Annotated in this window: 15 protein-coding genes; 13 read left to right on the top strand and 2 right to left on the bottom strand. The window is 58.1% G+C overall.

What is annotated here, in order from left to right:
- Positions 1-6 precede the first annotated feature (6 nt).
- The 13 genes from K0H48_RS19760 (at position 7) to K0H48_RS19820 (ending at position 13,457) form a co-directional block, all read left to right on the top strand.
- Complete coding sequence (locus K0H48_RS19760; RefSeq protein ID WP_219268790.1) at positions 7-366, top strand: phage tail assembly chaperone family protein, TAC; 360 nt, start codon at positions 7-9, stop codon at positions 364-366.
- Between the two features lie 26 nt (positions 367-392).
- Positions 393-674, top strand: coding sequence for a hypothetical protein (locus K0H48_RS19765; RefSeq protein ID WP_257627064.1), 282 nt, complete (start codon positions 393-395; stop codon positions 672-674).
- 3 nt (positions 675-677) lie between these two features.
- Complete coding sequence (locus tag K0H48_RS19770) at positions 678-3,536, top strand: phage tail tape measure protein (protein ID WP_219268791.1); 2,859 nt, start codon at positions 678-680, stop codon at positions 3,534-3,536.
- The gene (locus tag K0H48_RS19775; protein WP_219268792.1) at positions 3,526-3,864 is read left to right on the top strand and encodes a phage tail protein; all 339 of its coding nucleotides are present in this window, start codon (positions 3,526-3,528) and stop codon (positions 3,862-3,864) included. Before K0H48_RS19770 ends, K0H48_RS19775 begins: the two co-directional genes overlap by 11 nt.
- Positions 3,865-3,873: 9 nt before the next feature.
- Complete coding sequence (locus K0H48_RS19780; RefSeq protein ID WP_219268793.1) at positions 3,874-4,623, top strand: phage minor tail protein L; 750 nt, start codon at positions 3,874-3,876, stop codon at positions 4,621-4,623.
- Between the two features lie 3 nt (positions 4,624-4,626).
- Positions 4,627-5,382, top strand: a complete 756-nt coding sequence (locus tag K0H48_RS19785) for a C40 family peptidase (protein WP_219268794.1) — start codon at positions 4,627-4,629, stop codon at positions 5,380-5,382.
- 33 nt (positions 5,383-5,415) lie between these two features.
- Positions 5,416-5,760: a hypothetical protein gene (locus K0H48_RS19790; RefSeq protein WP_219268795.1), complete on the top strand. Its 345-nt coding sequence runs from the start codon at positions 5,416-5,418 to the stop codon at positions 5,758-5,760.
- Positions 5,761-5,815: 55 nt separating this feature from the next.
- A complete protein-coding gene (locus K0H48_RS19795; RefSeq protein WP_219268796.1) occupies positions 5,816-6,400 on the top strand; it encodes a tail assembly protein in 585 nt (194 codons plus the stop codon).
- Positions 6,401-6,458: 58 nt separating this feature from the next.
- Positions 6,459-10,025 (top strand): host specificity protein J, encoded by a 3,567-nt coding sequence (locus K0H48_RS19800; protein WP_219268797.1) that lies wholly within the window; start codon positions 6,459-6,461, stop codon positions 10,023-10,025.
- A 985-nt stretch (positions 10,026-11,010) separates the two neighbouring features.
- Positions 11,011-11,784 carry a hypothetical protein gene (locus K0H48_RS30850; protein ID WP_257627040.1) on the top strand — a complete coding sequence of 258 codons (774 nt, stop codon included), beginning with the start codon at positions 11,011-11,013 and terminating at the stop codon, positions 11,782-11,784.
- Positions 11,785-12,339, top strand: coding sequence for a tail fiber assembly protein (locus tag K0H48_RS19810; protein ID WP_219268798.1), 555 nt, complete (start codon positions 11,785-11,787; stop codon positions 12,337-12,339).
- Between the two features lie 57 nt (positions 12,340-12,396).
- Positions 12,397-12,930: a glycoside hydrolase family 19 protein gene (locus tag K0H48_RS19815; RefSeq protein WP_219268799.1), complete on the top strand. Its 534-nt coding sequence runs from the start codon at positions 12,397-12,399 to the stop codon at positions 12,928-12,930.
- Positions 12,927-13,457, top strand: a complete 531-nt coding sequence (locus tag K0H48_RS19820; protein WP_186617614.1) for a lysis system i-spanin subunit Rz — start codon at positions 12,927-12,929, stop codon at positions 13,455-13,457. Before K0H48_RS19815 ends, K0H48_RS19820 begins: the two co-directional genes overlap by 4 nt.
- Here the strand turns inward: K0H48_RS19820 and K0H48_RS19825 are convergent.
- Both K0H48_RS19825 and K0H48_RS19830 read right to left on the bottom strand, forming a co-directional pair.
- Entirely contained in the window at positions 13,438-13,797 is a 360-nt protein-coding gene (locus K0H48_RS19825) for a hypothetical protein (protein WP_219268800.1), read from the bottom strand. The two genes, K0H48_RS19820 and K0H48_RS19825, sit on opposite strands and share 20 nt — an antisense overlap.
- A gap of 79 nt (positions 13,798-13,876) precedes the next feature.
- Complete coding sequence (locus K0H48_RS19830; protein WP_219268801.1) at positions 13,877-14,086, bottom strand: hypothetical protein; 210 nt, start codon at positions 14,084-14,086, stop codon at positions 13,877-13,879.
- Between the last annotated feature and the right edge of the window lie 280 nt (positions 14,087-14,366).

Consider the following 14,366-nt stretch of genomic DNA (forward strand, 5'->3'; position numbering starts at 1 on the left):
TTAACCATGGAGCTAAGTATTCAGTCGTTGCAGGCAGCCGGTGCGTTTTCGCCGCCACCGGTCAAGAAGGACATCGTCTGGCATGCAGGTGGCAAGCCGCAGAAAGCTACGGTTTACATACGGCAAGAGTCCTTTGTCGAACTCACCGAGCGCTGGAAAGAGCAGGACAAAGGTTCTGATTTCCTCGCTACCCGGATCGCTGCCAACGTCCTAAAAAAAGACGGTACGCCGGTGTTCACGGTGGCAGACGTGGTGGGTTCTGAAGAGGCTGGCCACGGCCCTCTGTCGGCCGAGCTGACCATCGTACTGCTCAACGCTATTTCTGAGGCGAACGGTGCGGGCCAGGCCGAAAAGCCAAAAAAATAGGGCCCGCCGAAGAGTTCTGGCATGAGCTGGTCCTTAACGGCATCGGCGGGCGAACGATCGCCGAAGCGAAAGCCAGCCTCACTTATAACGAGGCGCTTTCGTGGATGGCGTATGTCGAGCAAAACGGCTCGCTGAATTGGGGGCTGAGGATCGAGCGGGGCGCAGCCCTGCTCGCGACCATCCTAAATAACGTGCACGGCGGCAAGGCTAACTTTGATGACTTCCTGCCCAAGCGCGGGGAGCCAGAGGAAGAGGTTGGAGCATCCGCGCAGGACCTTTTCGCGCTGCTGCAGTCGGTCAAGAGGTGATTTATGGCTGTTGATTCACTTGGCCAACTGACGGTCGATCTGGTGGCCAACACTGGCGGTTTTGAAAAAGGTATGGACCGGGCGCAGCGTGCGCTGAAATCGGCAACCAAGGAGGCGGCCTATCAGGCTGGCCAGCTGGATAAGCTGGTCGGCCAGATTGACCCGGTCATAGGCGCTTATGGGCGTCTCGACAAGATGGAGGAGCAACTGCGCAAGCATCGCGCAGCTGGTCGTCTGGATAAAACAGACTTCGACACCTACCTCAGCAAATTGAAGCAACAGAGGGAAGAGGTAGAAAAAGTCGACAAGGTCATGGCCAAGAATGGGCAGACCGCAAAACAGTACGCAGCGAATCTGCGCGGCGTACCCGCTCAGTTCACTGACATTGCTGTGTCGCTGCAGGCCGGTCAGAACCCTATGACAGTGTTCTTGCAGCAGGGCGGTCAGCTCAAGGATATGTTCGGCGGCGTTGTGCCGGCGGCAAAGGCCTTGGGCGGCTACGTTCTCGGGCTGGTCAACCCATTTACCGTGGCAGCTGCTGCGGCCGCTGTGCTGGCCTTGGCCTACAAGCAGGGAAGCGACGAAGCCACCGCCTATAACACTTCTCTGGCGATGACGGGTAACACCGTGGGAACCACCGCTGGCCAGCTTTCGACGCTGGCTCAGCAGATCGCACTGTCCAACGGCACTATTGGCAAGGCCTCGGGCGTCCTCGCGCAGCTGGCATCGTCCACGCGCATTCCTGTGCAAGCGTTCCAGGGGATTGCCGAGGCTGCAATCAAGTTTGAGTCGGCGACAGGGCAGGCTGCCGACGAGACTGTCAAAAACTTCGAAAAGATCGCCAAGGACCCAGCAGCGGAGATTTTGAAGCTCAACGAGTCGATGAACTTCCTGACGGCAACGACTTACGAGCAGATCAAAGCGCTACAGCAGCAGGGTAAAACCCAAGAAGCCGCTGCCCTGGCCAACGATACGTACGAGCAAGGCCTGAACCGCACGTCCGATTCGATCAAAAAGAATCTTGGCTATTTAGAACTCAGCTGGAACGGCGTAAAAAATGCGGCTAAAGAAGCGTGGGATGCCGCGCTCAACGTTGGGCGCACGGACACGCTGGATCAACAGATCGCTGCCTTGGATAAGCAACTGAATGCGATCGCCAATGCTCGGAAGCTGAACAAATCAGACGGCTTCAGCAACCTTGTGCCCGACGACAGTTTTCGCGTCGACGCATTGGAGGCCGAAAAAACTCAAAAGCTGGTGTTGAAGGCTGAAGAGGAGCGCCGGGCAGCCGCGCGCGGCTTCCAGCAACAGCAGCAGCAACTTGCGCTCGCTGACCAGGTTGCACTGGACAAACTACGCAAGGAAACAGAAACCAACGCAGACAAGCGCGCCAAAGAGCTTGGCGAGTATCGGATGTTGGTAGAGCGCCGCATCATCCAAGCGCGCGCGTCTGGCGATAAGTCGCTGCTGATCTCGCCCGATCAACAGAAGAAAGACATTGCCAATATCAACGAAAAGTATAAAGACCCCGCGGTCGCCAAGACGCCACAGTATCGCGAGGATGCTGGGATTAAGGCGCTTGACCAGGCCCGTCAGCAGTACGCTGTCCTACAGCAGCAAAACGCTCTCATTGGTGATCAGTCAGCAGCGAGCCAAACCCTGGGCGCAAACGCCAAGAAGCTGGTCGAGTTCGAGCAGCAGCTGGCGGACATCAAAAGCAAGAAAACCCTCACTGCCGACCAAAAGTCGCTGCTGGCCAACCAGGAGTTGATCACGGCTCAGCTCAAGCGCAACGCCGCGCTCGAGGCTGAAAATACCCTGCGTGAAAAAGGTCTGGAGACTCGGAAAAAGCTCGCAGCGTTCGATGAGAACCTGAAAAACCAGCTTGCCAGCGCCCAGCAGGGCCTGGACAACAACCTGGCCGGTGTTGGGCTTGGCGACGAGCAGCGCAAGCGTCTGCAGGAGCAGCTGAGCATTCAGCAGTCCTACCAGTCGCAAATGGACAAGCTGACTTCGGACTACAACAAAAGCGACAAGGACCAGTTCAGCACTGAGTTGTACGACAAAGAAACCCAGGCCCTGCGGTCGGCGCTCGACAAGCGCACTGCCATGCAGACCAAGTATTACGAGGATGAGGACAAGGCGCGAGGTGATTGGTCGCTGGGCGCATCAGCGGCTTTCCAAAACTATAACGACCAGGCGAAGGACGTTGCCGGGCAGGCCAAGTCGGCGTTCACATCGCTATACGACGGACTGACCGACGCTGCGGTGGATTTCGCCTTCGGCGCTGACCAGAGCTTTGGCGATGTGGCCAAAAGCTTCGCCAGAATGGTCGCCAAAATGGCGCTGCAATCTGCCGCGAGCAACGTCTTCAGCAGCCTTGCCGGCGCGGGCCTCTCCGCTGCGATCGGTAGCGCGTTCGGCGGTGGTGCGGCTCCGGCATCGCTTGGCAGCACTGCGGCCGGCTACACCTCCCAGTACTTTGACGGCGGGGGCTGGACAGGGCCTGGCGGCAAAATGGAGCCCAAAGGCATTGTTCATGGTGATGAGGTGGTGATTCGTAAGGAGGTAGTGAATCAACCGGGCATGAAGGACTACCTCGTCAATCTGAACAAACGCGGATATGCAGACGGCGGCTACGTGGGCTTGTCTGGCGGATCCGCCGCGCCAAAGGCATCTGCTGGCGGCGTTACGATCAACCAAACGTTCCAGGTACCAGCGGCCCAAGGCGGCGCTACTGATCAGGACACCCAGGCCCTCGGCCAGGCATATGCCGACGTAGCACAGCGGGGCGCCCAGCAGGAAATCGCGAAGCAAACCCAGCCCGGCGGACAGATTTGGAGGCTTGTTAATGGCCGTTGAGACGTTTACCTGGTGCCCGATGATCTCGGCAACAAGCGCGCCGGAATACCGCAACCGAACATCAAAGTTTGGGAGCGGTTACGAGCAGGTCGTTGGCGATGGCCCGAATAACCGGGTCGACACCTGGCCGCTCACGTTCGTGGTGAAAGAGGCGGTGGCCTGGGATATCAAGGGCTTTCTCGATCGACACGCCGGGAACAAGTCTTTTTTCTGGACGCCGCCGCTGGGGGAGCTTTCGTTTTTTCGTGCCTCGGCGCCGGCAATCACTCCCAACGGCGCGGGGATGTTCACGCTGACAACCACCTTCACACAATCGTTTCTTCCGTAAGGGGCAAGTATGCCGCTGATCAGTGATATCCAGTCGCTCGAACCTGGCAGCGAAGTCCTGCTCTTTGAGTTGGACGGTACCGAGTTCGGCGCGGACATTCTGCGCTTTCACGGCCACTCCATTCCGCACACGCCAGCGGAGTTGATTGCCGCCGGCGCGCAGGCGGACCAACTGCCGGCGAAACCGATCTATTGGCAGGGCGAGGAGTACGGCGCCTGGCCGATGCAGATCGACGGCATTGAAGCCAACGGCGATGGGACGGCGGTTAGGCCTTCGCTGTCGGTGGGCAACGTCAACGGGCGCATCACTGCGCTTTGCTTGGCGTTCCAGGATCTTGCTGATTTCAAGTTGACCATGCGTCACACGCTGGGCAGTTATCTGGATGCCGAAAACTTCCCAGAAGGCAATCCAACGGCCGACCCAACCCAGGAAACCATCGAGATCTGGTACATCGACCAGAAAACGAACGAGGACGGGGAGACGGTGAGCTGGGAGTTGGCCAGTCCCGGCGACGTTGGGGGCGAGTCAATCGGACGGCAAGCCACGACGCTCTGTCACTGGTGCCTCACCGGCGGCTATCGCGGCCCGAACTGTGGCTACACCGGGCCATACCGCGACAAGGATGGCAACCTCACAGACAACCCTGAGCTCGACCAGTGTGACGCCACGTTGGGCCGAGGCTGCATTCCTCGGTTCGGCGAGGGCAACCCCTACCCATTCGGTGGATTCCCCGCTGTGTCACTCATTGCCCGGAGCTGAAAGATGCGAAAGCACATTTTGAACGCGATCCAGGCGCACGCTGCAGCGGAGTACCCGAAAGAGTGCTGCGGGCTGCTGCTGGCGGTTGGCCGGGCACAGAAGTATTTCCCATGCCGCAACACTGCAACCGAGCCGAGCGAAGAGTTTCGTATCGATCCGGAGGAATACGCCGCCGCTGAAGACGCCGGCGAGGTCATTGGCATCGTTCATTCTCATCCTGATGCCACCAGCAGGCCGTCTCCGCGCGACCTGGCAATGTGTGAGGCCACTTCGCTGCCCTGGCACATTCTCAGCTGGCCCGAGGGCGACATGCGCACTGTCATGCCCTCGGGCGCCGTGCCATTGCTCAAGCGGCCTTTCGTGCACGGCGCGTGGGACTGCTGGCAGGTCTGCGCCGACTGGTACAGGCGTGAATGGGGCCTGGAGTTTGAGGCGTTCAAGCGCGCCGATGGCTGGTGGGAGAGTGCAGACAGCGTCAGCTTGTACGAGGCGAACTACGAGGCCGCCGGCTTCGTGCGCGTGGACACGCCGCAGCGCGGTGACATGGTCGTGATGCAGGTAGGCCGCACGGCTCACCCGAACCACGCCGGCATCTTTCTCGGCTCCGATCCAACACTGCCCGACGAGGGCGCCGCTACTTTCGGCCCTGGCCCGTTCCTACTGCATCACATGTATGGACGGCCGTCGGAGCTGATCGTTTTTGGCGGCCCTTGGCTTGAGCGCACGCGCCTGGTGCTGCGCCACCGGGATGCTCGGTGATAAGGTAATTGTCTTTCCACAGGAGTGAGCCGTATGAAGTTGATTTTAGGAGTGCTGGCGGTAGCGCTATTGGCGGGTTGTGTTGGCCCGGGAGATTTGGCTAAAAATGATCCAAGTTTGAAGCTATCTACTAAAAAAGATCCGAAAAGCTACGCATTGTGCGTGTTTCCAAAATGGCAAGACGCTCGAACCGATTCGACAATGGCGGAAACGGAAAGCGGTTACAGGCTGTTGGTTGCCAGCAATAATATGGCCGATGAAATGCTCGACATCCGCAAAACGTCAACGGGTAGCTCTGTAACCCTTCATCAGAGAATGGCTTGGTCGATGATGCCCGGCAGATCATCTATTGAGTCAGCAGTGAAATCTTGTCTTTGAACAACTTTTCAAAACAAACCGCCTTACGGCGGTTTTTTTATGCTCAGAGGAAAACATGGCGACTACCGCAGCGCATTACGAGCCTATCACCGTAATTAAACTCACGGGACCGCTCGCCCGAATGTTTGGCCCGGTTCACCGAAGGAAGTTGGATAGCGGCCAGGGATGGGAGGTATTCAAGGCCCTAAAATGCACGCTAGACGGCTTTGAACGAGAAATCAGGCGTCTTGATAGTCTTGGCATGCGTTTCGCTATCTATCGGAACGGGAGGAACATAGGCGTTAAGGGTTTAGAGGTCGGCGGGACGCGAGAAATTAAAATCGTGCCGGTAATTCATGGAAGTAAGCGTGCGGGGATTCTTCAAACTGTTTTAGGTGCTGTTTTATTGGTTGCCAGTATTTGGTTTCCATCGCTCGCCCCTGCCGGTATCGGTCTCGTTGCCGGCGGTGTGATTCAGATGCTCAGCCCCCAGGCATCAGGCCTCAAGCAAAGCGCAGCACCTGAAAATGCTCCCTCCTACGCATTCGGTAGTGCAAAGAACACCACCGCCAGTGGCAACCCCGTCCCGATCTGCATAGGGGAGCGGGACTGGGGTGGGATGATTATCTCAGCCTCGATTTATGCCGAGGACAAAACCTAAGCATCACAGCAACACAACAACCGCCTGATAGGCGGTTTTTTTATGCCCGGAGGAAAGCATGAGCGCAGCGGCACAGATCGATATCCACGGCGAGAAAGGTGGTACCAGTAAGCCTAAGTCGCCCACCGAAGCCAGCGACAGCCTGCGCTCTACCAACGTCGCCAAAATCCTGATCGCCATGGGAGAGGGGGAGTTCGACGAGGCTCCTACCGATTACACGATCAAGCTAGACGGCACACCAATCCGAGATGCAAGCGGCAACTACAACTTCCCGAACGTGAAGTGGGATTGGCGTCCGGGGTCTATCGATCAGACCTATATCCCTGGCATACCTGCGGTGGAAAACGAAACTTCGCTGAATGTGGAGTTGCGAAGCGACGCACCATGGGTTCGCTCGATCACCAATACGCAGCTGTCTGCCGTGCGTATGCGCTTTGCGTGGCCAGCTCTGCAACGCCAGGATGACGAAGGCAATGTGGTGGGGTACCGCATTGATTACGCGATTGATTTGGCCACAGACGGTGGCGCATTTCAGCAGGTCTACCCAGATGCCGTAGACGGCAAGACAACCACGCGGTACGAGCGCTCACGGCGTGTTGATTTGCCTCAGGCCACTACGGGCTGGTTAATCCGCGTGCGGCGCCTCACGCCTAACCAAAACAGCAACAAGATCGCTGACACGATGCTGATTGCCGGCATCACAGAGGTAATTGACGCCAAGCTGCGTTATCCGAATACCGCGCTGCTCTACATTGAATTTGATGCCGAACAGTTCACCAACATTCCCGTGGTAACCGCGAAGTGCAAAGCTCGTCGCTGGATGGTGCCCAGCAACTACGATCCAGTCCAGCGCACGTACTCCGGCACCTGGGACGGCACTATGAAGTCGGCCTGGACCAATAACCCGGCCTGGATCACCTACGGTATTTGCACAGAGGACCGCTTCGGCCTGGGCAAGCGCATCAAGTCGTTTATGGTCGATAAATGGGAACTGTACCGGATCGCCCAATATTGCGACCAGGCTGTGCCAGACGGCATCGGCGGTACCGAACCACGCTTTCTGTGTGACATGAACCTTCAGGGCAAGGCTGACGCCTGGTCGCTGCTGCGCGATATCTCCGCGATCTACCGCGGGATGACGTATTGGGCCCAGGGCCAGTTGGTCATGCAGGCTGATATGCCCCGCGCCCAAGACTTCGATTATGTGTTCACCCGGTCCAACGTTGTGGATGGGAAATTTTCGTACGGCAGCGCTTCGGCGAAGACCCGCTACACGCGCGCGCTGGTCAGCTTCGACAATCCCGCCAACAACTATGATACCGACGTCATTCCCTTTGCCGATCCTGATTTACAGCGCCGGTACGGCGATCGACCGACTGAGCTGAGCGCCATTGGCTGCACGCGCGGCTCTGAGGCTCAGCGCCGCGGAAAGTGGGCTGTACTGAGCAACAACCAAGACAGAACGGTTTCCTTCAAGACCGGCATGGAAGGCGTGATTCCGCTGCCCGGCCATATCATCCCAGTGGCTGATTCGCTGCTGGCCGGCCGTGAAATAGGCGGCCGTATTTCTGCCGCAGCTGGTCGCCTTATACAACTTGATCGAGATACCCAAGCAAAGCCCGGTGACCGGCTGATTATCAATCTTCCAGGAGGCCGGGCCGAGGGGCGGACCGTGCAAAGCGTCAGCGGCCGAGATGTGACAGTGACCGTTGCCTATAGCGAACCGCCGAGCGCCCAGTTGCAGTGGGCGCTTGATGCCGATGACTTGGCTATTCCCTTGTACCGTGTGTTGCGGACCAAGCGAACTGCGCAAGGTGATTTCGAGATCAGCGCCTTGCAGTTCGAGCCTAGTAAATTTCCTCATATCGACACTGGTGCGCGCCTGGAGGAGAGGCCGATTAGCGTCATACCAATCACCGTGGTGCCAGCGCCGGCCAGCATCTCGTTGGCTTCAACGTCATCTGTGGTCCAGGGGCTGGCGGTGGCCACCATGACCATCAGCTGGCCGGCAGTGGATGGCGCGGTCGGTTATGACGTGGAGTGGCGAAAGGACAGCGGCAACTGGATCAAGGTGCTTCGCACCGGCATGACCAACGTTGACGTGGTTGGCATCTATGCCGGGGCATATGTGGCACGCGTCCGCGCAGTGAGTGCGTTCGATATCAGTTCTGTCTGGCGCAATTCGATTTTGACGAGCCTCAAGGGTAAGGAGGGCCTGCCGCCGGCGGTGTCGTTCCTGACCACCACCAGCGAGCTGTTCGGCATCAGCATCAAGTGGGGTTTCCCCGCTGGTGCAGAGGATACCCAGCGCACCGAGCTGTGGTATGGCCCGGCGAACAACCTGGCGGCTGCGACCAAGCTTGCCGACCTGGCATACCCACAGGCCGACTACCGCATGCAGCAACTGCTGGCAGGTGCAACGCTGTTCTTCTGGGCGCGCCTGGTGGACCGTACTGGCAACATTGGGCCGTTCTACCCGGTGGTGAATGGCGTGATGGGCCAGGCAAGTTCGGACGCTGGGCCGATCCTGAACATGCTCGCCGGTAAAATCAGCAAGACCGAACTGGGCCAGGATCTGCTTAGCGATATCGAGAAGATACCGGGCCTTCAAGACCAGATCGACGCGCTAGACGACATCCTGTTGTACGACGCAGCGAAAACCTATGTCGCTGGCGACACCGTTCGCCAAGGGCAGCGGCTGTATCAGGCCATTGCCAGCGTGCCGGCCAACAAGCCACCACCGAATGCTACCTACTGGCTGGACGTGGGGCAGACCGTCGGGTCTGTTGGCGCCTTGGCGCAGCAGGTAGCACTAAACAAAACCAGCATCGAAACCGTTGACGGCAAGGTAACTGCGCAAGGTTCTACGCTAAACGTGCTTCGAGCCGCCACCAGGGACGATAGCGGCAATGGTGACAAGATCGACGCCCTGAAAGGATGGGCCAGTACTGCGGCAATTGCCACGGAACAGAAGGTCAGGTCGTCCAACGAGGAGGCCGCTGCACAGCGAACCACCACCCTGGATGCCAAGGTAAACCAAAACGCCGCCAACGTGACGCTTCTGGAAAGCACGGTAGCCACCAATAAGCAGGCCTCTGCTCAGCAAGTGGCCCAGGTCAGCGCCGAGGTGGCCACCAACAAGGCCGCAATCCAGCAGACCACATCAGCGCTTGCTGATACCAATGGCAAGCTGTCGACGATCTGGTCGGTGAAGATGGAAACCACGGCCGGCGGGCAGAAGTACGCCGCGTCTTTCGGCCTGGGCCTGCAGGTCGATCCTTCTGGGGTATCGTCGCAGTTCGTGGTCAGGGCTGACACGTTCATGTTGCTAAACTTGGCCAATGGCGTGCCGGTTTCGCCGTTCTCGGTTACTGGGGGGCAGACCTTTATCCGATCTGCCTTCATTCAGGACGCCTCAATTGGGGTTGCGAAGCTTACCCAAAGCATTCAGTCGGCGAACTATGTGCCGGGGAAAACCGGTTTGATGATCAACTTTGTCACGGGTGAGTTCGAGTTGAACAGCACTGTCGGTGTGGGCGGTCGACAGACCATAAACAACCGCGGCGGTAAGGTTTTCGACGAGAACGACGGTAAGCGCTATCAGTGGGGGGATCTTTCCGCATGAGCTTCGGTATAAGGATATGGGGGGCGAATGGAGCCCTTGAGCTGGACGAGAACTCGTTTACTGTGCGGGTGGTGTATTCGGCTGTTGTGGCTTTCGTTACCGGTGGGAATCGGTCTCAAACAATTCCAATTGCTGGCGTTTCTGCCGCAACGCACTCAGCTGTATGTATTCCTATCGGGGCCTACCCTCAAGATCCCAATGCGCAAAACCTATCTGCCATTCAATATGAGCCGCAGGTTTACGATGGGGGCGTCGTTGTTTGGTTCGGAAACCGTGCGCAGCCGAGCGGAACAGTTGGGATTGGTCCTCAAAGACTTTTAGTTATGAGGTATCGATAGATGAGCTACGGCGTACAGTTCACTAATAACAATGATGTAGTGACACTTGATTCCGAGTTCTCGCGGTTAGTAGTTTTGCAGCGGGGGAGGTACCAAGGGGGCGCGTCATTTAGCGCCCCTATATGCAGCGCGGAGCCCCCACTTGTATTCGTGAGGCCGGATGCTACTACTACGTTTAGCTACGCCACGATAGCCGGAAGCCCTGGAAACTGGACTGGGTTTTCTTTTCTTGGTGTAGGGACAGGAAACTTTTTCGTTGCTGCCTATAGTTCAACCCCTACGGCAACTTATGGGATTAGGATATGGGATGGCTCGGCTAAGTTGCTTTTTGATAGCGGCACTCCCTGCGCCCAGTTCACTCGGACTATTTCAGCGTGGACGTATATCGGCTCTAGCTCTACCGGCCAGGGGACTACGCGTAGTAACTGGACTGCGACCAGTCCTTTGGATACAGGGGACTTCATGCTCATCAATAACATAGGCATGGACGTGGCCGGGGCGAGCACGCGAGCTGCGAAGCTTTATTGCACTTGGGACTATGGAACAAACAGCTTATTGATGTGGGTGGTAGGGGTAGCCAACTCCACCTCCTTCTTTGTTCCAGTTGTATTTGCGAAGCCCATAACCTGAAGTAGCGACAGACACCCATGCCGCATCGAGCGGATTTTTATTGCCTGGAGAAAATTATGGTTTGGCAAAGAGCCGGAACAGTCGCCGTGCAGAATGGCAGCACCACAGTCATCGGTACGAGCGTGGATTTTGCCGCAAGCAGCAGGAATGGTGATTCATTCATCGGACCCGACGGCGCGAACTACGAGGTGGCTAACGTCGCCAGTTCCACCGTGATCTCGATCCTACCAGCGTACAAAGGTCCGACAGTAAGCGGTGCGGCCTACGCAATCATGCCCGTTCAGGGCTACGACAAGATGCTGTCGGACGCCTTCAACAACCTGAATAACCAGTTCGGCACGAAGCTGGCGGCTCTTGGCACAACTGGGAATTATGACATTTTGCCAACGAGTAAGGGGGGCACTGGTCGGACGTCGGTTGGCACTTCCATTGGGTCTGACGTGGTAACGAGCGCAACAGACACAGGTGCCGGCAGACTGCTTAATGTTGGCTATGGCGGGCTGGGCGCTGACTCTGCCAACTACCCAGCTGCATCTGCGGCAGATGCAACGGTTGTAGGTGGAGCCTATTTGGTTCCTACAAGCGTTGTCGGAACGCCTTACTCCGGATACTGGGGGATGCGCGTAGAGCGGGCTTTCAGCAATTACTGCCTGCACGATGTTTGGGACCTGAACGATACCAACGCCCGCTACTTTGCCATTGCGAGCAATGGTGCTTTCACTGGATGGAACAAGTATTACCACACCGGAAATACCACCCGTGCCGCCGACGGCACCTTGAAGGCGATCTAAATGACTACTCGCGCAGCAATAAATATCCTTGGGGAAACTGGCGCTCTAATCGATATCACCTCTCTGGGGGTCGCTACTATCACCACGGACCACCCTGGCCCTGGCCAGTACTTGGTTCGCGGCACGCTTGGAATGGCGCCGGCGCCCGAGGGTTGGGGTTACGTGCTGAACCAAATGGATGCGGCCTGCTCAGTGGCGATCAGCTATACCGACGGCGTTCTTGCGGTGAGCGTTGCCAAAGATGGTGAGCCAGCTGATCTGGCGCACAGCATAACCCTGCACGTCGCAGTGGAGTCTCTGCTGCCTCAGGAAATGCCGGTGCTGGTACCACCGGCCTTTGATCCTCTTGAGCGTGCCCAGGCCGAGATCGCGCGCCTTCGAGCAGATGCCGATTACGCAGTTGCGCCGCTGCAGGATGCCGTAGATGTTGATGAGGCAACCGAGACAGATGTCGCTGCGCTGAAGGCCTGGAAGAAATACCGGGTAGCGCTGAACCGAGTTCCAGAGCAGGCCAGCTACCCGGGAAACATCGATTGGCCGGACGTTCCTGCATAACAGCTCGACTGAATACCACGACCGCCATGGGCGGTTTTTTTTCGCCTGGAGAGAAGTATGCCGATCACCGAGCAGCAGTTGCTGCAGATCCTCCCGAACGCCGGCCGCCAAGCCGGCGTTTTTGTTCCTGTACTGAATACGGCCATGGGGCGTTACGGCATTGTCGGCACCCTGCGTGTGTCGGCGTTCATCGCCCAGGTCGGGCATGAGTCCGGCAAACTGCGCTATGTGCGCGAGATCTGGGGGCCAACCGCGCAGCAACTGGGCTATGAAGGCCGGGCCGACTTGGGCAACACCGTTAACGGTGACGGCTCCAAGTTCCGTGGCCGTGGCCTGATCCAGATTACCGGCCGGGCGAACTACGCGGCGTGCGGCGAAGCCCTGGGCCTGGACCTGATCAATCAACCGGAGCTGCTCGAGCAGCCACAGCACGCCGCGATGTCTGCCGCGTGGTTCTGGTCGACGCGCGGGCTGAACACCCTGGCAGACCAGAAGGACTTCGCGAAGATCACCAGGCGCATCAATGGCGGACTCACCGGCCAGGACGATCGCCTGGCGCTGTACGACAGGGCGCTGAAGGTGCTGGCGTGACGCCCGTGCAGAGGCTGGCAAGTCTGGCGGTGTTGGTCCTGGTGCTGATGGCGGGCGCCGCCGGAGTTGCCTGGCAGGTGCAGGACTGGCGCATGGGCAAGAAGCTCGCCGAGCAGCTGTCAGAGCAATCCGCCAGTCACCAGAAAGACCTGGACGCGATCACGGGCGAGGCCTGGAGTCAGCAGCGGGCCGAGCAGGATAAGCGCCTGGCCGCCGAGCAGAGAGCGAGCGCAGCCGACCAACAACACACAAAGGAATTATCCGATGCCCAGCGCAACCAGGCTCTGCTACGTGACCGCCTTGCTACTGCTGATGTGCGGTTGTCAGTCCTTCTCGACGCCACGGATTCAGCCAGTGACTGCGAAGTGCCTACCGCCCCCGGGGCCGTCGGCGTGGTTCATGCAGCCCGTCGAGCCCAACTTGACCCAGCGCATGCGCAACGAATTATCGCCATCACCGACGACGGGGATAACGCCGTGATCGCGCTGCGTGCGTGCCAGGCGTATGTCAGGGCTGTGGCCCCCTGAGCACGCTCAGCTCCAGCAATAGGCGCTGATTCTCCCTGAGCAGCAGATCCCGCTGGCCGGAGACCGAATCGAGCGCCCGGACCTTGCCGTCCAATTCCCACGTTTCATGATTCAGTCGGGCGACGTTGTCGAGTGCCTTCTTGAGTTCTGCCTCGGCTGAGGCCTTGCCGGTGACCAGCAGGTCGCACATCTGCACCAGTCCGGCAATGTTGCGGCGCGCCTCAGTCAGCCGCTTCTGGGCAGCGGTCAGCTCGTCCTCGAGCAATGCGCACTGGTGCTGGTACATTTCGAGGGGCGTAGGGCATCCAAGCCACTCGCAGGTGTCTTTGTCGAGGTTCATGGTGAGTTAATCCGAATGCTGTATGTGCATACAGTAATCGAGGTGTTGCTGGGGCGCGATTCGAGGCGACGAGAGGCAGTTAGTCTGGCGCCATGAGAACGGCCAGGGCCAGCTTGATGAACTCTTCGTTCTCATCGATGGTGTGCAAGGCGCCGCGCACATTCTCAGCCACGTCGGCAGAGCCGCGCTGCTCTACCCAGTTTGCTATTTCCACGATGGAAGCTTCAAGAGCCAACTGGTTTTCGTAAAGCTTTGAGAGCAGTGAAGGGAGTAGGTCTGAGTTTGGCATTGGCGTTCCTCTGGTGGAGTGAACAGCTTAGCAGCCGGTGTTATTTGGGAGGGTTGTGTTCGGTCGGCAGGACGCCGGGGAAGGGTGACCACTGTAGGAATATACAACGCTAAGTTATTGATTCTTATAGCGTGAATCGACGCTTTTTATACCTGTAGAAATAGGGAAATTTACCTTTTAGATCAATAAGTTGCGCTTATTTCGGGGTCACCTTGACATGGTGGGGGTCGTTGGTTCGAGTCCAATCGCGCCTACCAAACAAAATCCGCTCTGCTGGGCG

The organism is Pseudomonas sp. Xaverov 259 (genome assembly GCF_019352915.1).
In the GTDB taxonomy this organism is placed as follows: Bacteria; Pseudomonadota; Gammaproteobacteria; order Pseudomonadales; family Pseudomonadaceae; genus Aquipseudomonas.

What these genes read in the sequence shown, in the direction of transcription:
- K0H48_RS19760 (WP_219268790.1), top strand. Translation starts at nt 7, where the DNA reads ATGGAGCTAAGTATTCAGTCGTTGCAGGCAGCCGGTGCGTTTTCGCCG.
- K0H48_RS19770 (WP_219268791.1), top strand. Translation starts at nt 678, where the DNA reads ATGGCTGTTGATTCACTTGGCCAACTGACGGTCGATCTGGTGGCCAAC.
- K0H48_RS19775 (WP_219268792.1), top strand. Translation starts at nt 3,526, where the DNA reads ATGGCCGTTGAGACGTTTACCTGGTGCCCGATGATCTCGGCAACAAGC.
- K0H48_RS19780 (WP_219268793.1), top strand. Translation starts at nt 3,874, where the DNA reads ATGCCGCTGATCAGTGATATCCAGTCGCTCGAACCTGGCAGCGAAGTC.
- K0H48_RS19785 (WP_219268794.1), top strand. Translation starts at nt 4,627, where the DNA reads ATGCGAAAGCACATTTTGAACGCGATCCAGGCGCACGCTGCAGCGGAG.
- K0H48_RS19790 (WP_219268795.1), top strand. Translation starts at nt 5,416, where the DNA reads ATGAAGTTGATTTTAGGAGTGCTGGCGGTAGCGCTATTGGCGGGTTGT.
- K0H48_RS19795 (WP_219268796.1), top strand. Translation starts at nt 5,816, where the DNA reads ATGGCGACTACCGCAGCGCATTACGAGCCTATCACCGTAATTAAACTC.
- K0H48_RS19800 (WP_219268797.1), top strand. Translation starts at nt 6,459, where the DNA reads ATGAGCGCAGCGGCACAGATCGATATCCACGGCGAGAAAGGTGGTACC.
- K0H48_RS30850 (WP_257627040.1), top strand. Translation starts at nt 11,011, where the DNA reads ATGCCGCATCGAGCGGATTTTTATTGCCTGGAGAAAATTATGGTTTGG.
- K0H48_RS19810 (WP_219268798.1), top strand. Translation starts at nt 11,785, where the DNA reads ATGACTACTCGCGCAGCAATAAATATCCTTGGGGAAACTGGCGCTCTA.
- K0H48_RS19815 (WP_219268799.1), top strand. Translation starts at nt 12,397, where the DNA reads ATGCCGATCACCGAGCAGCAGTTGCTGCAGATCCTCCCGAACGCCGGC.
- K0H48_RS19825 (WP_219268800.1), bottom strand. Translation starts at nt 13,797, where the DNA reads ATGAACCTCGACAAAGACACCTGCGAGTGGCTTGGATGCCCTACGCCC.
- K0H48_RS19830 (WP_219268801.1), bottom strand. Translation starts at nt 14,086, where the DNA reads ATGCCAAACTCAGACCTACTCCCTTCACTGCTCTCAAAGCTTTACGAA.